The sequence below is a fragment of the Shewanella sp. cp20 genome (genome assembly GCF_000832025.1).
Taxonomy (GTDB): domain Bacteria; phylum Pseudomonadota; class Gammaproteobacteria; order Enterobacterales; family Shewanellaceae; genus Shewanella.
In genome coordinates, this window is the sequence record NZ_JPII01000031.1 from 1 (window position 1) to 18,227 (window position 18,227).

The 18,227-nt window shown below is 53.3% G+C and carries 17 protein-coding genes; 13 read left to right on the forward strand and 4 right to left on the reverse strand.

Going from position 1 to position 18,227, the window contains the following annotated elements; translation table 11 throughout:
- Window positions 1–193: 193 nt before the first annotated feature.
- The 4 genes from cysD to cysC all read left to right on the forward strand — a co-directional run bounded on the left by cysD (window position 194) and on the right by cysC (window position 5,136).
- Window positions 194–1,099: a sulfate adenylyltransferase subunit CysD gene (gene cysD, locus DB48_RS12960; protein WP_041510690.1), complete on the forward strand. Its 906-nt coding sequence runs from the start codon at window positions 194–196 to the stop codon at window positions 1,097–1,099.
- An 89-nt stretch (window positions 1,100–1,188) separates the two neighbouring features.
- Entirely contained in the window at window positions 1,189–2,598 is a 1,410-nt protein-coding gene (gene cysN, locus DB48_RS12965) for a sulfate adenylyltransferase subunit CysN (RefSeq protein WP_041510691.1), read from the forward strand.
- 112 nt (window positions 2,599–2,710) lie between these two features.
- Complete coding sequence (locus DB48_RS12970) at window positions 2,711–4,438, forward strand: SLC13 family permease (RefSeq protein ID WP_041510692.1); 1,728 nt, start codon at window positions 2,711–2,713, stop codon at window positions 4,436–4,438.
- Between the two features lie 62 nt (window positions 4,439–4,500).
- On the forward strand, window positions 4,501–5,136 hold the full coding sequence (gene cysC, locus DB48_RS12975) for an adenylyl-sulfate kinase (protein WP_041510693.1): 636 nt from the start codon (window positions 4,501–4,503) through the stop codon (window positions 5,134–5,136).
- Window positions 5,137–5,267: 131 nt separating this feature from the next.
- Here cysC and DB48_RS12980 read toward each other — a convergent pair whose 3' ends face one another.
- On the reverse strand, window positions 5,268–6,746 hold the full coding sequence (locus DB48_RS12980; RefSeq protein ID WP_041510694.1) for a capsule assembly Wzi family protein: 1,479 nt from the start codon (window positions 6,744–6,746) through the stop codon (window positions 5,268–5,270).
- A 385-nt stretch (window positions 6,747–7,131) separates the two neighbouring features.
- Between DB48_RS12980 and cysQ the strand changes: the two genes are divergently transcribed.
- The 4 genes from cysQ to DB48_RS13000 all read left to right on the forward strand — a co-directional run bounded on the left by cysQ (window position 7,132) and on the right by DB48_RS13000 (window position 10,570).
- Window positions 7,132–7,929 carry a 3'(2'),5'-bisphosphate nucleotidase CysQ gene (gene cysQ, locus DB48_RS12985; RefSeq protein ID WP_041510695.1) on the forward strand — a complete coding sequence of 266 codons (798 nt, stop codon included), beginning with the start codon at window positions 7,132–7,134 and terminating at the stop codon, window positions 7,927–7,929.
- Window positions 7,930–8,113: 184 nt separating this feature from the next.
- Window positions 8,114–9,004 carry a fructokinase gene (gene mak / locus DB48_RS12990; RefSeq protein WP_041510696.1) on the forward strand — a complete coding sequence of 297 codons (891 nt, stop codon included), beginning with the start codon at window positions 8,114–8,116 and terminating at the stop codon, window positions 9,002–9,004.
- 90 nt (window positions 9,005–9,094) lie between these two features.
- On the forward strand, window positions 9,095–9,835 hold the full coding sequence (locus DB48_RS12995) for a YdcF family protein (protein ID WP_041510697.1): 741 nt from the start codon (window positions 9,095–9,097) through the stop codon (window positions 9,833–9,835).
- A gap of 66 nt (window positions 9,836–9,901) precedes the next feature.
- Complete coding sequence (locus DB48_RS13000) at window positions 9,902–10,570, forward strand: DUF2982 domain-containing protein (RefSeq protein ID WP_041510698.1); 669 nt, start codon at window positions 9,902–9,904, stop codon at window positions 10,568–10,570.
- A gap of 78 nt (window positions 10,571–10,648) precedes the next feature.
- On the opposite strand, the gene DB48_RS13005 is transcribed toward DB48_RS13000, so the two are convergent.
- From DB48_RS13005 to galE, 3 genes are all read right to left on the reverse strand, one after another.
- Complete coding sequence (locus DB48_RS13005; RefSeq protein WP_041510699.1) at window positions 10,649–11,128, reverse strand: bactofilin family protein; 480 nt, start codon at window positions 11,126–11,128, stop codon at window positions 10,649–10,651.
- Between the two features lie 110 nt (window positions 11,129–11,238).
- Window positions 11,239–11,715: a ferredoxin-type protein NapF gene (gene napF / locus DB48_RS13010; RefSeq protein ID WP_041510700.1), complete on the reverse strand. Its 477-nt coding sequence runs from the start codon at window positions 11,713–11,715 to the stop codon at window positions 11,239–11,241.
- Window positions 11,716–11,761: 46 nt separating this feature from the next.
- A complete protein-coding gene (gene galE / locus DB48_RS13015; protein WP_041510701.1) occupies window positions 11,762–12,775 on the reverse strand; it encodes a UDP-glucose 4-epimerase GalE in 1,014 nt (337 codons plus the stop codon).
- A gap of 530 nt (window positions 12,776–13,305) precedes the next feature.
- Here galE and phhA point away from each other — a divergent pair.
- The 5 genes from phhA to maiA all read left to right on the forward strand — a co-directional run bounded on the left by phhA (window position 13,306) and on the right by maiA (window position 18,219).
- A complete protein-coding gene (phhA, locus tag DB48_RS13020) occupies window positions 13,306–14,103 on the forward strand; it encodes a phenylalanine 4-monooxygenase (RefSeq protein WP_041510702.1) in 798 nt (265 codons plus the stop codon).
- A 20-nt stretch (window positions 14,104–14,123) separates the two neighbouring features.
- Window positions 14,124–14,462: a 4a-hydroxytetrahydrobiopterin dehydratase gene (locus tag DB48_RS13025; RefSeq protein ID WP_041510703.1), complete on the forward strand. Its 339-nt coding sequence runs from the start codon at window positions 14,124–14,126 to the stop codon at window positions 14,460–14,462.
- A gap of 234 nt (window positions 14,463–14,696) precedes the next feature.
- Complete coding sequence (tyrR, locus tag DB48_RS13030; protein WP_011865236.1) at window positions 14,697–16,241, forward strand: transcriptional regulator TyrR; 1,545 nt, start codon at window positions 14,697–14,699, stop codon at window positions 16,239–16,241.
- 244 nt (window positions 16,242–16,485) lie between these two features.
- Window positions 16,486–17,472, forward strand: a complete 987-nt coding sequence (locus tag DB48_RS13035; protein WP_041510704.1) for a fumarylacetoacetate hydrolase family protein — start codon at window positions 16,486–16,488, stop codon at window positions 17,470–17,472.
- A gap of 102 nt (window positions 17,473–17,574) precedes the next feature.
- The gene (maiA, locus tag DB48_RS13040) at window positions 17,575–18,219 is read left to right on the forward strand and encodes a maleylacetoacetate isomerase (RefSeq protein WP_041510705.1); all 645 of its coding nucleotides are present in this window, start codon (window positions 17,575–17,577) and stop codon (window positions 18,217–18,219) included.
- Window positions 18,220–18,227 lie beyond the last annotated feature (8 nt).

Consider the following 18,227-nt stretch of genomic DNA (forward strand, 5'->3'; position numbering starts at 1 on the left):
TCCTCTATTCCGTAACCTCAAACCATCCAAATTTTTGCTTACTTGATATTCGTTTTTGGTATAAAAAAATTAATATTTATAACTTCTAAAGCTGGTTGCTGCTGGTATGATTTCCTTAACACTCATTTTGAGCAATTGGGGCGGGTTCGCTTTGCGGCCTTAGTGAATTGCAATTTGATAAACGGAAAACCCTATGTCTACACAGCAAACCCATCTTAAACAACTCGAGGCTGAATCGATTCAGATCATGCGGGAAGTTGCCGCAGAGTTTGAGAATCCCGTGATGCTCTATTCCGTGGGTAAAGATTCTTCTGTGTTGCTACACCTAGCGCGTAAGGCCTTTTATCCTGGCAAAATTCCGTTTCCTTTGTTGCATGTCGATACCAACTGGAAGTTCAGGGAGATGATCGAATTTCGCGATCGCATGGCAAAGCAGTATGGTTTCGATCTCATCGTGCATAAAAATCCCCGTGGCCTGGAGATGAACATCTCTCCCTTTACCCACGGCAGCGCCAAACATACCGATATCATGAAGACCGAAGGGCTTAAGCAGGCTCTCGATATGCATGGTTTCGATGCGGCTTTCGGTGGTGCACGACGCGACGAAGAGAAGTCCCGTGCCAAGGAGCGCGTCTACTCGTTCCGTGACAGTAAGCATCGCTGGGATCCTAAGAATCAGCGCCCGGAGCTGTGGAACATCTATAACGGTAAGGTCGATAAGGGTGAGAGCATCCGTGTCTTCCCGCTGTCTAACTGGACCGAGCTGGATATCTGGCAATACATCTATTTGGAAAATATCGAGATCCCGTCTCTCTATCTTGCCGAGCCGCGCCCCGTGGTCAAGCGCGATGGCACCTTGATTATGGTGGATGACGAGCGCATGGAGATCGAGCCCGGTGAAACCGTAGAGCAGAAGATGGTGCGTTTTAGAACCTTAGGCTGTTATCCGCTGACGGGGGCGGTCGAGTCGCAGGCAACAACCCTGCCGGAAATTATTCAAGAGATGCTGCTTTGTACCACCTCAGAGCGACAGGGGCGGGTGATCGATAACGACTCCGCCGGCTCGATGGAAAAGAAGAAGATGGAAGGTTACTTCTAACTCAAGGGCTAATCCTCAAATCATCGACGATTAATGCATTGGCAGACTTTAGGCCTGGTACGCCGCAGATAACGAATACGAGAAACACCATGACAACTGAAAACACCCTATTACAGACCGACATCGAAGGTTACCTCAAGCTTCACGAAAACAAAGATATGTTGCGTATCTTGACCTGTGGCAGTGTGGATGATGGCAAGTCGACCCTGATCGGACGCCTGCTGTTTGATAGCAAGATGATCTTTGAGGATCAGATGGCCGCCATCGAGAAAGATTCCAAGCGTTTTAACACCACAGATCAGGCGTTTGATTTGGCCCTGCTGGTGGATGGTCTGCAATCGGAGCGCGAGCAGGGGATCACTATCGATGTGGCCTATCGCTACTTCGCCACCGAGCAGCGTAAATTTATCATCGCCGACACACCAGGCCATGAGCAGTACACCCGCAACATGGCCACAGGTGCCTCCACAGCCGATTTGGCCATTATCCTGATCGATGCCCGTCATGGGGTGCAGGTGCAGACCCGTCGTCACAGCTACATCTGCTCTCAACTAGGCATCAAACATGTGATTATCGCCATCAACAAGATGGATGCAGTGGGTTATGACCAGGGGATCTATCAAGGGATCAAGAAGGCTTACCGCGAGTTTGCCAAAGACCTTGCCTTTACCGATGTGCGCTTCGTGCCTATCTCCGCGCTCAAGGGCGATAACGTGGTAAACGAAAGCGAGAACATGACCTGGTATCCGGGCTCGACCCTGATCAAGCTGCTTAACACGGTTTCCGTAGAGCAGGACAAGAGCGAGTCGTTCCGTTTCCAGGTGCAATATGTTAATCGCCCGAACCTGGATTTCAGAGGCTTCTGTGGCACCATAGCTTCGGGCGAGATCCGTGTAGGAGATACCATAGCCGCCTTGCCATCGGGCAAAGAGAGCCGCATCAAGTCTATCGTGACCTTCGATGGCGAGCTTGAAAAGGCTGTTGCCGGGCAGGCGGTAACGCTCACCCTGACCGATGAGATCGATGTGAGTCGTGGCGACATGTTAGTGCGCCCTCACGATAAGCCAAACTCCACCAGTCATTTTGAGGCAGACGTGGTGTGGATGACCGAAGAGCCCCTGTGTGTCGACAGAGAATATGCGCTTAAGCTGGGTAGCAAGGCGGTGTACGGCTATGCCGATGCCATCAACTACAAGGTGGATATCAACCATCTGACCCAGCACAGTGCTCAGCAACTGGCGCTCAATGAGATGGGCAACTGTCACTTCTCGGTTACAGAACCCGTGCAGTTTGACGCCTATGAGGAAAATCGTGCCACGGGCGCCTTCATCATCATCGACAGACTCACCAACGTAACAGTGGGCGCGGGCATGATCCGCAGAGCCATCGACGGTGGCAAGGGGAAAAAACGCGAGATCTCGGCCTTCGAACTTGAGATGAATGCCTTGGTGCGTAAGCATTTCCCACACTGGGGCGTTAAGGATATTTCTAAGGCGTAAGCGACACAAATCTGAGGACCAAGGGCTAACGGGTAGCGCATGTTTAACCCGGTATTATTGCGCTTACCACATCGACATATACTCGTTAGTCTGAGGCTTAAGAAAGCAAACTATGACATTTAACGCTTATCTCACCATCGCCATCTTTCTTGCGACTATCGCGGGTTTAGTGCGTTTTCAAAACCGACCGGCGCTGGTGTTTGGCGTGACCCTGCTGGTGCTGGTGGCGTTTAACCTGGTGACCAAGGAACAGCTGCTCTCCAGCATGTCTAACCCGGGCTTGGTGACTTTGGTGCTGCTTATTCTCTGCTCCTTTGCCTTGGAGAAGACCCGGCTGCTACGGATCATCGCCGCAAAGGTGATCGTCAGCGGCTACCGCACCACCTGGCTGCGTCTGTTTGGCATGACGGCGCTTAGCTCAGCCTTGCTCAACAACACGGCCGTAGTGGCCACCCTGTTGTCGCCCATTCGCAATAATCCCCACCATGTGGCGAGTAAGTTATTACTACCGCTCTCCTACGCGGCGATCCTGGGGGGCACCTTGACCCTGGTCGGTACCTCAACCAACCTTATCGTCAACAGCATGGTGATCGACGCCTCAAACCAGTCGCTCTCTTTCTTCTCCTTTACCGCCATCGGTGCCTTGCTGGTGCTGGGGTGTGGCTTGGTGCTGCGTGTCGCGTCGAGATGGTTGCCGGATATTGCCCATCAGGAGACCTGCTCCAAGGGCTATTTTATCGATGCCAAGGTGGTAGCCGGCTCTGAGCTGATCGGCCGTTCGGTGGAAGACAATGGTCTCAGGCATCTCGAATCCCTATTCCTGGTGGAGGTGGTGCGTAATGGCCGCCTCATCAGCCCGGTGACGCCCACCGAGGTACTGCAGCAAGACGACAGACTCATCTTCAGTGGCGATATCGCCAAGGTGATGCAGCTCAGCCAGTTCTCTGGCCTTGAGATGTTTGCCGAAAAAAATGGTCTGCTCGACACTAACCTCACCGAGGTGGTTGTCAAGCAGGAGAGCCTGCTGGTAGGTAAGACCATGAAGAAGGCGGGCTTTAGGGCCCTGTTTGACGCCGCCGCCGTGGCCATTCGCCGCGATGGTGAAGAGATCTCCGGCAAGCTCGGCGAGGTGCAGATCAAGGCGGGTGACTTCTTAGTGCTGGCCGTAGGTAAGGACTTCCTTACCCGCCACAACATCAGCAAGAACTTTATCGTGATCAGTGGTGTCGAACCCGAGACCCGCATCAACGGCAAGAAGGCCTGGATCTCCATCGGTGGTTTCGTGCTCACACTCGTCTTGGCCGCCACCGGTGTGGTGGAGATGCTACAGGGGATGCTGCTGCTACTGGGTGTGTTGATCTTCAGCCAGTGCCTTAACGTTAACGAGGTGGTGCGCCGCTTCCCGGTGGATATCTGGCTGGTGGTGGCCTCGGCCATCTTGCTCTCTCATGCCCTGGTCAATAGCGGTGTGGCTGAGATGGTTGCCAATTGGGTGGAGGGCACGGCAGACAAACAGCACCTGATGCTGGCGCTGCTGCTGGTGTATTTGGCGACTTGGCTGATGACGGAGCTTATTACCAATAACGCCGCCGCGGCGCTGATGTTTCCCATTGCCTACAGCATTGCCCTGGGCTTCGGGGTCGATTTCCTGCCGTTTGTGATGACGGTAGCTTTTGCCGCCAGCGGCAGCTTTATCAGCCCCTATGGCTATCAGACCAACCTTATGGTGTATAACGCAGGTCGCTATCGCCTGATGGATTTTGTTAAGGTAGGCGTGCCCGTGAGCCTGACCTACGGTGCTATTGTCTTGCTGGCCGTGCCTGTGTTTTTCCCGTTTTAGGCGATAGATGGGATACCGAATCTATGCCAATTGTTTTGCAGTTAACCCGTTAAGGAAAGCCGATGTCCCCCTATAAGACAGTCGATGTTCATGTTAAATCCAGCGATGTTCAGTGGCATCAGGCCAGCGTGTCTCATGAGGAGCGCGAGCAGGCCAACGGCCATCAGGGGGCCGTGCTCTGGTTTACCGGCCTGAGTGGGTCGGGCAAGTCGACTGTGGCTAACGCGGTCGATCGTCTGCTGCATGACAAGGGCTGTAAGACCTATGTGCTCGATGGCGATAATGTGCGCCATGGGCTCAACGGCGATCTGGGGTTCTCCGATGAAGACAGGGTAGAGAACATTCGCCGTATCGGCGAGGTGGCCAAGTTGTTTGTCGATGCCGGGACTCTGGTGTCGACCGCCTTCATCTCGCCATTCGCCGCCGATCGCCAGTTGGTGAGAGATCTCTTGTCAGCTCATCAGTTTATCGAGGTCTTTATCGATACGCCGCTGGCGGTGTGCGAGCTGCGCGATCCCAAGGGACTCTACAAGAAGGCGCGCGCCGGAGAGATAAAACATTTCACCGGCATCGATTCTGACTATGAGGCGCCAATGAGCCCAGAGGTGCACGTTAAAACCGCCGAGCAGTCTGTACAGCAGTGCGCGCAGCAGGTGGTGGACTATCTCGCTCAGCAGGGGATATTGTCTATCGCCTAAGTCTTTGGGGCGGCGATGCTATAAGCCTGGCGCTTGTGTCATCTAATCTTATAAGGCGCCGAAGCTACTCGGCGCCATAATTATCGACTCTTTTCCCCTATCCAAGCCTCTGTATTAAAGTAGTTTTCGGTTTAGAAGCGCCTCTCCCACAGGGCATACAGGCTGGTGTCCCAGTCGTGACCGCCGCTATGGACAAACTGGCGATAACTCACAGTGCCGCCGAGCTTGAGCGTGCCCTGTAGCCAGGGTCTGTGGTAGCTGGTATCGAACTGATAGACACGCTCATATTCACCGGGGGAGACGGGGTTGCCGCCTGGACCCTTGCCTTCGCTATTGTTAGCATCTAAGCCGTCGGTGTTGAGCCTTAGCCAGCGCAGCTTATTGGTGATGCTGTGGCCGTCGCCCAGCTGGGTGATACCACCGAGGACCAAGGTCTCTGAATCATTATCATAGGTGCTGCCCAGACTCCTGCCGTAGTAGCGATAGCCACTCTGGTAGAAGCCATGCTCGTAAAGACAGTTATAGGCATTAGGGTCTATGCCACAGGCCACCTTGGTATCTGCGTATTCGATAAAGACTCGTGTGTTAAGTCCTTGAAGCATGAAGTCTATGCCCCCCAGATTGGCCGCATTGATCAGCTTGTTCTTGTCATGGTGATAGTCTTCATGGGTTCGCTCGAAGTAGATGCCATAGGGAATGCCGAAGGCGGTGTCGGACCAGCGAAAGTCATAACCCGCGAGCATATTTTCCTGGCCGTTGTCTATCTCGTTTTCTGATTTCCCGCCGTTAAACAGGCCATCCCACCAGTCACTTAGGCTGTTGCCATAACCCTCGCCGCCCCACTGCATGGTCCAGGAGAAGCCGACCTCCAGTTTTGAGATGGGTCTAAGCGTGCCACGGGCGCCCCAATGTTTGGTGTCTGGGACATAGCGGTCGCTCTCCATCTGGCTGAAGCTGGTGGTGAAGGTCCAGGGGCCTATCCAGTTGAGCCAAGGTGATTCGAAAGCGGCGCTGTTGTTACGGCTCAAGGTAATGCCCGGCATTGGGCGGGCGTTGGTAGTCTGGATCAGGCCTGTGTCCCAGCCCGGCCCCCAATACTTCTGCTGCGCACCGGCGCTGATGATCCAGTTGCCCAGGCTGATGGCGGCGAAGCTGTTATCCAGTCGACTGCTGTTACCATCTATGGGGTCTTGATGGTAGCTGGCCGAGAGGCGTCCGCTAAACCACTCCTTTGTGACCTCCAGATCCACCTTGGCTTCCGCCTTATCTCGATAATCATGACCAAAGCCCAAGAAGCGTGCGCTGTCTGTGGCGGCGCCCAGGCCGATACGGCTACTGACGCCTCGATGGTCTCTAGTGTAGGCGCTCATGACTCTGTCGTAGGCAGCCCCTTGAGCAGGGGAGAGGTCGGGCAACTGGGCGTTATCGAGATCTTGTTTGAGCCCCGCCCACATCAAGGGATAGGTGGTCACCGGCTGCTTGATCACTCCAGTATCGGCGAGCAGTTGAATGTCGGCGCGCAGGGGCAGGTCGGTCGGTTCTATCCACCAGGCGGCATAGGCCGAATGGCTGCTAAGCAGTAGCAGGGGAACGGTTAGGTATCGCTTCATCGGGTCATCTTTATCGGTTGAACTTTTGCGCGAATATTATGATTAATCGGCTAATTAACAAGGGAAATATCGATATGTGCTAAGTAAATCAAGTTGTTTGGTTTCTTTGTGTTGCTGAGGTGACTTTTAGGTGACCTAAGGGTGAGTTCAGGGTGATAAATTGCCAAGATAATGAGGGTGAAAGGTTATCGGCTTGTAATGTACTTTTCGGCGTGCTAGCAAGCTTGGAGGACAGTTGAATACGAATGCAAGGCGCGGTGAAAGGCTTTTCACCGCCGCGCCGCTAGCTTAGTATCTTTTACGCAAAGTATGATCAAATTGTTATTAAATTCTTAGGCCCAGAGATGGCATACTAAGGCAATCTAGGGCGAAGAGAATTTATATTGTGAGTCATATATTTAAGCAAGAATGGTTAGGTGAGTTGGTCGAGATTGCCAAGGCCGCGGGCGAGGCCATCATGCAGGTTTATGCCAGCGAACAGATGGACATTCAGGCCAAGGCCGATGATAGCCCCGTGACTGCTGCCGATCTGGCCAGCCACAAGGTGATTGTCGAGGCGCTGGCACGTTTGACTCCGGAGATCCCCGTGATGTCCGAAGAGGCCGCCGATATTCCCTGGGAGACCCGCAAACAGTGGCAGCAATATTGGCTGATCGATCCGCTGGATGGCACCAAGGAGTTCATCAAGCGTAACGGCGAATTTACCGTTAACATCGCCTTTATCGACAAGGGCCGCGCCCTGGCTGGTGTGGTCTATGCCCCCGTGCTGGACAAGTGTTATTACGGCGCCCTGCATCTCGGTGCCTGGCTGGCCAGTGCCGATGGGTTAACCGATTTGAACCAACTGGTTAGCGCGGCGCCGAGCGTTCCCAGGGTTGTAGGCAGTCGTTCCCATGTGAGCCCAGGCCTTGCAGCTTACCTTGAGACTTTAGGCGAGCATGAAATGACCAGCATCGGTAGCTCGTTAAAGTTCTGCCTATTGGCCGAGGGCAAGGCGGATATCTATCCGCGTCTCGGGCTCACCAGTGAGTGGGACACCGCGGCCGCGCAGGCGGTATTGGAGAGTGTCGGTGGCAAGGTGGTGAACGCCGATAACGGCCAGGTGCTGGACTATAACCAGAAAGAAGCGATTTTAAATCCCTATTTTATCGCCATCGCAAAGCATTGGGGCGATAAGCAATAGCATTCACAGTAAGTGAGCAACAATAGCGTAACAAGAACGTTTGAAAACAAGGCAGGTTTTTTCGATAAGTAGTTATTCTACAATCAAAAATACTAACGCAGTTATCGGACGTTTTAACAAGCTAGGATGGTCAGCTATTTACTCGGATTGGTATTAGATAACGAGAAGAAGATTGGAGCAGAGTATGATGAGAATGGGTGTAGACCTGGGGGGCACTAAGATTGAGCTGGTGGCCCTGAGTGAAGCCGGTAAGGAGCTGTTTAGGAAGCGGATCCCCACACCGCGTGAATATAATGCCACCCTGGATGCCATCGAATCGCTCGTCAATGAGGCGGAGACTAGCCTGGGGCAGACAGGCACTGTAGGCGTCGGTATTCCCGGCGTGATCTCACCCTTCTCAGGCTTAGTTAAGAATGCCAACTCTACCTGGATCAACGGTCACCCCTTGGATCTGGATCTCGGTGCGCGCCTTGACCGCGAGGTGAGAGTGGCCAATGATGCCAACTGTTTCGCTGTTTCCGAGGCGACAGACGGCGCCGCGGCAGGTAAGGGGCTGGTGTTTGGAGTGATCATAGGCACAGGCTGCGGCGGCGGTATCGCCATCAACGGCAGGGTGCATGGTGGTGGCAATGGCATCGGCGGTGAGTGGGGCCATAACCCTCTGCCCTGGATGACGCCCGACGAGTTTAACACGACCGAATGCTTCTGCGGCAACAAAGACTGCATCGAAACCTTTATCTCTGGCACCGGCTTTGTGCGCGACTATAAGGCCGCCGGTGGCGATGCTCCGAGCGGTATCGAAATCGCCCGTCGTATGGAGGAGGGCGAAGCATTGGCAACCGCGGCATTTGAGCGCTTTATCGATCGTCTGGCGCGCTCGCTGGCCCACATGATCAACATGCTCGACCCTGACATTATCGTTCTGGGCGGCGGCGTCTCAAATATTGACGCCATCTACCCACGACTGCCCGAAGACTTGTCAAAGTACGTGCTGGGCGGTGAATGTCGCACCCCCGTGGTGAAAAACATGTATGGGGGCTCATCCGGGGTTCGCGGCGCGGCCTGGCTCTGGTAACGACTTCCTCTGCTAATGACTTCCTTGCAACCCTAGGTTACACTTGCCCCCACTTTTCATTGGGGGCAAAGCATAGGGGCAAGGATAGCCATGTTCTGGGTAAAAAAACTGATTTCACAACTCTTAATGCCGATCCCGCTGTCGGTATTTTGTCTGTTTATCGCGATTCTGATCCTGCGGCGCCGCAAGTTTGTTAAGGCGTTGATCACACTCTCTTTTACCCTGTTGTTGCTGCTGAGCAGTCAATGGGGCAGTTATCAGCTGACCGCATCGCTCGAAGGGCAATACCCGGTCAATAACGACCCGATCGAAAACGCCTGCGTGGTGATGGTGCTGGGCAGTGGGCATGACTCGACTATTGCCGATCGCGCCACCCTGCAACTCTCTGCCACCGCGCTGGCTCGTCTCACCGAAGGCGTGAGACAACTCAGCCTAGGCCAGGACTGTCAGCTGGTGGTCAGCGGCTGGAGCGGTAGCGACAAAGTGCCGCAGGCCCAGGTGATGGCTAATGCGGCGATGGAACTTGGGGTGAAGCCAGAGCAGATCATCCAGTTTCCGCTGGCCAAGGATACCCTGGAAGAGGCTGAGTTTCTCAAGTGGGAGTTAGGCGACAGGCCTTTTAGGCTGGTCACCTCGGCCACTCATCTGCCAAGAGCCATGATGATCTTCCACCTGGCAGGCATGAATCCTCAGGGGGCGCCGGCGGACTTTATTGCCCGGGGCGGCTACTGGTGGCAACTGGATGCCCGTAATCTGTTAGCCTCCCAGCGTTCTATCCATGAATATTTGGGTCAGACCTGGCTAAAGATTAAATTTTCACTGTCTGATTGAGCTACTTTGCTTAGCGAGGCATCAGCACAGAGGCGCTAAGGGCGCCTGGAGAAGTACTTGGAGCGTATGGAGCAAGAATCTATCGTTATTCGCGCGGTAACCAAGCGTAACGCGCGCACCTTTACCCTGATTGGTGTCATCGCCTTGCTGTGCGCCCTGATGATGTTTGTCGCCTCCAGAGCCCTGATGGGACCTGGGATGGTTAGCTTCATCTTCGGCATGATCTTTACCGTTCTCGGGATAGCCAAATGGATGCAACCCGAGGTGAGCATAGAGTTGAGGCCCAGGGGATTGGTGTATCACCATCATAGGGGCAGCATCTATCTTGAGTGGGATAACATTCAACGCCTGGATATTCCCCGCAGTATTCAGTCGTTTGATAGCCATGACCTGCCCTACATAGGTGTCAGGCTGAGATCCCTGTTGCCGCTTATCGACGATATTCCGCCTAGGCTGGCGACCGGGCTACTGAGCGAGCAGCGTCCGCTGCTGATCTCCTCCCTGAACCTGGATGGTGAACTTGCGGACCTTGAGCACTATCTCAACTCAGAGTTTACGCCGATCACCCTGGAAGGTTGTGACTTGAGCGGGGTACAGGCAATGTTTGCCCGGCGCTGCATGCAGCTCAACGCCCAGCTTGGCTACCATGTTTACCTGCCGGAAGATTGTTTAGACAGAGCGCCGCGGGAGTTTATCGCGTTGGTTCGGGAATATAAAAACAAGGCCACACAATAGTCTGGCCTTGTTAGCAGAACTTTTACCGAAATTAGATGTTACTGTAACCAGATAGGGCTTTTGCTCATCCGGCCCGTATTAGGCTGATTTAGTTAGCTCTTTAAAATAATTGTCGAGCTGAGACTCGGCCTCAGGCTCGGCATTGGTTTTGGCTTCAGATTTTGTGGCAGGTTTGGTGCTAGTGTTAATCGCTTGAGTGTCGGGTTCGCTGGCAAGCAGGGCAACCTCTTCTCGAACGCGCATACCGATAAACTGACCGCCTTCGAAGATCTCCATCGAGTTACAGGCTATCTCGCCCTCGACGCTGCCGGTGCTGGTGATGTTAAGTTTTTCACACTTCATCTTGCCCTTAAAGGCGCCGGAGACCTTAATTTCCTTACACTGCAGCTCGCCTTCGATATAACCATCGACCTCGATAGTCAGCTTACCGGTAGCACTGATCTTGCCGTGCAGTTCGCCGCCGATAAGGGCTTCGCCAGCAAAATGAGTTTCCCCTGATAATTTAGTCCCTTGCGCAATGAAAGTGAGACCCGCTTTGTTATTTTTCTTTCCAAACATAATGATTAACTTTTTGCCCGTTTTCTCCAATATTACCCTTAAATTTTGTGTAACAAAACCACTAATATTTGGCGCAGCCTGTCAGTTTTTTGGCAATGGGTTTTACCCCATCAGCTGAGTTTTATCGATTGGTTGGGACAGGGGGCAACGCAGGCGCCGCAGCCGTTGCATAGCTCGGTATCGACCACAGGTTTTGGCGCCTGACCTATGCTGGCGGTAAAGCTGATGGCTCTGGGATCGCAGGCATCCTTACAGGTCTGGCACCAGATGCCGCTGTTGGCCAGGCAGCTCTGATCAATACTGGCCTTGATCTGCCAGGGCGTTTCTTCGATGTCGGTGAACAGTGGTTCGGGACACACCTTGGCACAGTCGCCGCAGAAGGTGCATTCGTCCTGACTGAAGCTGACCTCGGGAAATCCACCATCGCCCCGGGAGAGGATTTTCGTCTCACAGGCATCGATACACTTATCGCAGCGGGTACAGATATCGGTAAATTCTACATCTGTGCGGCTCCAGGGGGGGCGGATCACCTGGCTCTTGCGGCGACTGAAGAGGTTACGGCGGCTTTGGTTGATACGATTGCTCATAGATTCACTTGATATCAAATAGGGGGCTAAGCCCCCTGAGTCTGATTTAGGCCTTGTAGCCATTCGGGTTAGAGGACTGCCAGTGCCAGCTGCTGTTGGCCATATCTTCTATGGTGTGGGTGGCTTGCCAGTTCAGCTCTGTCTGCGCCTTGTGTGGGTCGGCGTAACAGGCGGCGATATCTCCGGGGCGACGGGGTGATATCTGGTAAGCGATGGCATGGCCACAAGCCTTCTCAAATGCCTTGACCATATCCAGCACGCTATAGCCCTGGCCTGTGCCCAGGTTATAGGTGACCAGTCCAGGTGCTGTGTTGAGTTTTTCAAGTGCTTTCAGGTGGCCCTTGGCCAGATCGACCACATGGATATAGTCGCGTACCCCTGTACCGTCATGGGTGTCGTAATCGTCACCGAAGACACTGAGTTGATCACGTTTGCCTACGGCAACCTGTGCGATAAAGGGCATCAGGTTGTTGGGAATATCGTTGGGATCTTCGCCGATGAGTCCACTTTCGTGGGCGCCCACAGGATTGAAGTAACGCAGTCTGGCGACGTTCCAGCTGCTGTCTGAGTGGTGCAGATCCTTGAGGATATGTTCAACCATCAACTTAGACTGGCCGTAGGGATTCGTGGCGCCTGTGGGGAAGTCTTCCGTAATCGGCAGCGAGGCCGGGTCGCCATAGACAGTAGCTGAAGAGCTAAATACCAGGTTTTTCACATTAAACTCGGCCATTACCTCACATAGCACTAAGGTACCGGTGACATTGTTTTCATAATAGCGTAGCGGTTGGGCCACAGACTCGCCAACCGCCTTAAGACCGGCAAAATGGATCACTGCGTCGATATCATGGTCGGTAAACACCTTCTGCAGGAAGGCCTTGTTAAGCACATCCCCCTGATAGAAGGTGACCGCTTTGCCTGTGATCTGCTCGACCCGGTTAAGGGCCTCGACGCTGGAGTTGCTCAGATTGTCTATGATGACCACCTGTTGATCATCATTAAGTAGCTCAACGACAGTATGGCTACCTATGTAGCCTGCGCCACCTGTGACTAAAATCGTCATTAATCTTTATCCCGTTGTAAATCTGATACTAATATTTTGAGGTCGTCGGCAAAATCCCTGCCAACCCCGTGATGGCGTAGCGCGAAATCGACTTTGGCTGCGCAAATGCTCTTTTATTCTAATAAAAAGGATATGAAAAGTCAGGAGATTTAGGCGCTTTGGCCGGTGTGTTCTTGGTTCTTGCCCAAAGATTATGGCGTTAGCGATGTAGTGATAAGCAAAAGTGATGCTGATGCTTGCTAGTTTGGGATGCAATAGGTGATGAAAAAGACCTTTACACAATATTATCCCAGCGGGCTAAATAGATGAAATTGATGTTAAAGTCGGCATTTGTGTCGAGAGTGTTACATGGTGGGTTTAGTGTAACTTATTTATTTACCTGGATTTAATTTTTGAGTGTGAGGCTGATGTAAATTTTAGGTTACATCTCTGGCGACGCAGCAGCCAAATTATAAAGTGTGATCCTGTTAACAAAGTCTGGCGTTTAGTCAAATATGGAGGCAGGAGCAGTCAATTATGTTGTATTTATCATGAGTAAACAAACCAAGTATCAGGCCAGACTGCCTGATAGCCAAGGGGTTATCCATTACCCTGACAATGAACATGAGATCTGGCAAGCGCTGTACGACAGACAGAAGGGGAATTTGCCGCATTATGCCTGTGATGCCTATCTCAAAGGCCTCGAAGATCTGGCCATGCCTACGGATCGTATTCCGCAGCTGAGTGAGATAGATGCCGTGCTCAAGCAGGCAACCGGCTGGAAGACCGCCGCGGTACCGGCACTGATCTCGTTCGAGAAGTTTTTCCAGCTGTTGGCGAACCAAGAGTTTCCGGTTGCGACCTTCATTCGCACCAAGGAGGAGTTCGATTATCTGCAGGAACCCGATATCTTCCACGAGATTTTTGGTCACTGCCCGCTGCTGACCAACCCCTCATTTGCCCGTTTCTCTCATCAGTACGGCAAGTTGGGCCTGGCTGCCTCGAAAGAGGAGCGGGTTTTTCTCGCCAGGCTCTACTGGTTTACCGTGGAGTTTGGTTTGATCCGTCAGGCCAACGATGAGCTGAAGATCTATGGCGGCGGCATATTAAGCTCGCCCGGTGAGACCCTTTACGCCATGAGCGATACGCCTGTGGTGAAGCCTTTCGATCTCATTGATATCTTAAGGACACCTTATCGCATCGATATCATGCAGCCTATTTATTACGCTATTGATTCAATTGATTATTTAGACGAAATCGTCAAAATGGACATCATGGGCGCCGTGACCAAGGCGCGCCAGCTCGGCCTGCATGCCCCCATGTTTGAGCCAAAATCGAAAGCCAGTTAAGAAAACAAAAAGGAAGAAGTATGACTGAATTAGCCCAAATGAAATGCGAAGCCTGTCAGGCCGACGCGCCTAAGGTGACCGATGCCGAGTTGGCCGAGCTGATCCGCATGATCCCAGACTGGGGCGTCGAGGTACGTGACGGCATCATGCAGCTTGAGCGTGTCTATAAGTTTAAAAACTTTAAGCTGGCGATGGAATTTACCAATAAATTAGCAGAGTTAGCCGAGGAAGAGTTCCATCATCCCGGCATTCTAACCGAATGGGGCAAGGTCACAGTGACCTGGTGGTCTCACTCGATTAAGGGCCTGCACCGCAACGATTTCATCATGGCGGCCAAGACAGACCAGTTGTTGGACTAAGTGAAAATTAATTTAAAAACAGCGTCATAGCCTAGCTATGGCGCTGTTTTTTTGGTTGTAGACTCAATCTGCTGTAAACAACTCTTGCCACAAATCTCATTAGGCTCTAACGTATAGGCGTTTTATCGGCATTTCTGCGTGGCGTGTCACACTTTTTTCAGGCATGAGACGCAACCATGCTCGCGATAATCCCAAAAACCGTGAAGTAATAAATATAAAAAGGGACGAAAGGGTATGCGCTTAGAAGTAAGTTGCATCGACCGCGTGGGTCTAGCAAAAGACATTCTGGTGATCCTCGAAGGCTATGGCATTAACCTGATAGCCATCGACGCCAGTAATCAGGGATTTCTCTATCTGCAGTTTGCTGAAGTTAACTTCGATGTGCTCAGCGAGCTGCTGCCGTTAATCAGGAAGGTGGAAGGGGTGCACGACGTGCGCACCGTGTCATTCATGCCCTCCGAGCAGGAGCATTACGCGCTCAAGACCTTGCTCAAAACGTTACCGGATTCAGTTTTCTCTATCGACGTCAAGGGGCGAATTCGCATCGTCAACGAGTCGGCGCTGATGACGGTTAACATGGGCGAGCACGAGGTGCTCGACGAACCGCTGAATCATTGGGTACAAGGCTTTAACTTCAATCGTTGGCTCAGCGAGCCTTTGGTGCTGGCCCAGGCCACCAGGGTCAACATTGGCCAGAGCGAATACCTGGCCGAGATGCTCCCCATCTATCTGCCCGATGAGAACGATAAGACCATCTTGGCCGGCGCCGTGGTGTCACTCAAGTCGCCGGCGCGGGTCGGTAAGCAATTTAACGCCCTACAGAATCAGACCACAGGCTTTGAGAATGTGCTGGCGGTCAGCGACAAGATGAAAGAGGTGCTGGTACAGGCCAGACGCATGGCGCAGCTCGATGCGCCTTTGCTGATCACCGGCGAAACCGGCACGGGCAAGGAGCTGATGGCCAGAGCCTGTCACGATGCCAGCATGCGCCGCGAGCATCCCTTTATTGCTATTAACTGCGCCGCCATGCCAGATAGCGCCGCCGAAGAGGAGCTGTTTGGCTACGTCAGCGGCGGTGAGGTGGTCAAGCGTGGCTTCTTCGAGGAGGCTAAGGGCGGCACAGTCTTCCTAGATGAGATCGCCGAGATGTCGAAGGCGGCCCAGGTCAAGCTGCTGCGCCTGCTGCAGGATGGCACCTTCCGCCGTGTGGGCGGCGATGTGGAGGTGCGCTCGGATGTGCGCATCATCTGCTCGACCCAGAAGAACCTGGCCGAGCTGTGCCAGACTGGCGAGTTCCGCGAAGATCTCTACTATCGTATCCATGTGCTGAGCTTCCATATGCCCTCGCTCAGAGAGCGCAAGGTGGATGTGATCCCCCTGACCGAGATGTTCCTCGAGCACTACAGCCAGCAACTGTCCATCCCGATTCGCCGCATCTCGGCCCCATGCCGAGAGCATCTGCTGGGATATGCCTGGCCGGGTAACGTGCGCCAGCTGAAGAATGCCATCTTCCGTGCGGTCTCCATGTGGGATGGCTCGGCGGAGCTGACGGTGGATCAGCTCAAGTTACCCTCTTATGCCGAGGGCTTTGGCTATTTCGATCATCAGTTTGAGGGCAGTCTGGATCAGGCGATGAAACAGTTTGAGGCGAGTCTGCTAAGACGCCTCTATCCGGCTTATCCGAGCACCCGTCAGCTGGCGAAGAAGCTTGGGGTGTCCCATACGGCTATCGCCAACAAGCTGAGGGAATATAAGATCAGCAAGCAAAAAGGGATGTAAAACCTTATTGCCAGTTGGCTGGCGGTTTTCTAGGCAGAGACAAGGCCGAAACCCCATGGATTTGGGGCTATTTCTGTCTGTCATGAATTGTTTACAAAATTGATTATTGAGGGAAGGAGTGTGATTTGTATCACGCTATTCCTATCTTGAGGCGCATAGGGTATTCCTATGCCAAATTGATAGTCCCAGACCCAACGGGGTTCTCCCTTGGGTCTGACAAGAGAAGAATTCGATAGGAGTGGGTATGAAGTTAGCAAGTTATAACAACGGCCGTCGCGACGGTCAGCTGATGCTTGTGAGTAAGGATCTAACCAAGGCTGTTGCCGTACCAGCCATAGCACACACCATGCAGCAACTGCTCGACGCCTGGGATCTGCTTCAGCCGCAACTGCAAGAGCTTTATGAGGCGCTAAACCAGGGCGTGCTCGACAACGCGGTGGACTTCGATGAGAGCAAGTGTCTGTCGCCGCTGCCACGTGCCTACCAATGGGCAGACGGTAGTGCCTATGTTAACCACGTTGAGTTGGTGCGTAAGGCGCGCGGCGCCGAGATGCCAGAAACATTCTGGACAGATCCTCTGGTTTACCAAGGCGGGTCTGACAGCTTTATCGCCCCTAAGGCGGATATCGAGCTGGCCAGCGAAGAGTGGGGCATAGACTTCGAATCTGAAGTAGCGGTGATCACCGATGACGTGCCTATGGGTATAGACGAGGCGTCGGCAGAGAAGCATATCAAGCTTCTGATGCTGGTGAATGACGTGTCGCTGCGTAACCTGATCCCTGCCGAGTTGGCCAAGGGCTTTGGTTTCTTCCAGTCTAAGCCATCGAGCAGCTTCTCGCCTGTGGCCGTGACCCCGGATGAACTGGGTGACAAGTGGCATGAGTCCAAGGTGCACCTACCGCTGATCACCCACCTGAACAACGAGCTGTTCGGCAAGCCAAACTGTGGCGTCGACATGACCTTTAACTTCAGTCAGTTGATCGCCCATTTCACCAAGACTCGCCCACTGGGCGCCGGCGCCATCATAGGCTCGGGCACCATCTCTAACTATGATCGCAGTGCTGGCTCTAGCTGCCTGGCCGAGACTCGTATGCTGGAAACCATCAGCGACGGTAAGCCATCGACCTCATTCATGCGTTTCGGCGATCGCGTGCGTATCGAGATGCTGGATGAGAACGATAAATCCATCTTCGGTGCCATCGACCAGCAGGTGGTCGAGTACAAAGGTTAATTCTCAAATTTGTTGAGACTTCGGGGCGACCATGGTTGCCCCGTTTTTGTAACCGCCGTAAGTAAAGGCAGAATAGTGCCAAGGAAACAGAGGAGCTGTGTGATGAAGTTATTGGGCTACTGGCGCTCCAGCGCCGCTTATAGAGTGCGTATCGCATTGAATTTAAAAGGACTTGATGCGAGTCTCGAGTCTGTGCATCTGGTTAAGAATGGTGGTGAGCAGCACCTGCCAGAGTATGCGGCGCTTAACCCTCAGGAGTTGGTGCCGACCCTTATTGAAGACGACAACGAATTTGTTTTGTCTCAGTCACTGGCGATCATCGAATACCTCGACGAGCAGTATGGCGGCACCTTGATGTTGCCAAAGACGCCCAAGGCGAGGGCCGAGGTGCGCGCCATGGCGCTCTCTATCGCCTGTGAGGTCCACCCGCTGAATAACCTCAAGGTGTTGCAGTATCTGACCAATACCCTGGCGCTGGACGAGGACGCTAAGAATGCCTGGTACCATCACTGGATCCACCAGGGCTTTAGCGCGTTCGAGAAGCAGCTGGAAAGACACGCCGGCACCTACTGCTATGGCGATGAGGTGACCCTGGCGGATCTGTGCTTGATCCCTCAGGTCTATAACGCCAATCGTTTCAAGGTCGACTTAGGCGCTTATCCCAACATTCGCCGTATCTGGGACAACTGCCATAAGCTAGAGGCCTTCCAGTTGGCGGCGCCTGAGCGCCAGGCGGATGCCATCTAGGTGACTAG

Coding starts and splice junctions, on each gene's coding strand:
- cysC (WP_041510693.1), top strand. CDS start 4,501: ATGTCCCCCTATAAGACAGTCGATGTTCATGTTAAATCCAGCGATGTT.
- DB48_RS13005 (WP_041510699.1), bottom strand. CDS start 11,128: ATGTTTGGAAAGAAAAATAACAAAGCGGGTCTCACTTTCATTGCGCAA.
- tyrR (WP_011865236.1), top strand. CDS start 14,697: ATGCGCTTAGAAGTAAGTTGCATCGACCGCGTGGGTCTAGCAAAAGAC.
- DB48_RS12970 (WP_041510692.1), top strand. CDS start 2,711: ATGACATTTAACGCTTATCTCACCATCGCCATCTTTCTTGCGACTATC.
- DB48_RS12980 (WP_041510694.1), bottom strand. CDS start 6,746: ATGAAGCGATACCTAACCGTTCCCCTGCTACTGCTTAGCAGCCATTCG.
- DB48_RS13025 (WP_041510703.1), top strand. CDS start 14,124: ATGACTGAATTAGCCCAAATGAAATGCGAAGCCTGTCAGGCCGACGCG.
- mak (WP_041510696.1), top strand. CDS start 8,114: ATGATGAGAATGGGTGTAGACCTGGGGGGCACTAAGATTGAGCTGGTG.
- DB48_RS13000 (WP_041510698.1), top strand. CDS start 9,902: ATGGAGCAAGAATCTATCGTTATTCGCGCGGTAACCAAGCGTAACGCG.
- cysD (WP_041510690.1), top strand. CDS start 194: ATGTCTACACAGCAAACCCATCTTAAACAACTCGAGGCTGAATCGATT.
- galE (WP_041510701.1), bottom strand. CDS start 12,775: ATGACGATTTTAGTCACAGGTGGCGCAGGCTACATAGGTAGCCATACT.
- DB48_RS12995 (WP_041510697.1), top strand. CDS start 9,095: ATGTTCTGGGTAAAAAAACTGATTTCACAACTCTTAATGCCGATCCCG.
- napF (WP_041510700.1), bottom strand. CDS start 11,715: ATGAGCAATCGTATCAACCAAAGCCGCCGTAACCTCTTCAGTCGCCGC.
- maiA (WP_041510705.1), top strand. CDS start 17,575: ATGAAGTTATTGGGCTACTGGCGCTCCAGCGCCGCTTATAGAGTGCGT.
- phhA (WP_041510702.1), top strand. CDS start 13,306: ATGAGTAAACAAACCAAGTATCAGGCCAGACTGCCTGATAGCCAAGGG.
- cysN (WP_041510691.1), top strand. CDS start 1,189: ATGACAACTGAAAACACCCTATTACAGACCGACATCGAAGGTTACCTC.
- DB48_RS13035 (WP_041510704.1), top strand. CDS start 16,486: ATGAAGTTAGCAAGTTATAACAACGGCCGTCGCGACGGTCAGCTGATG.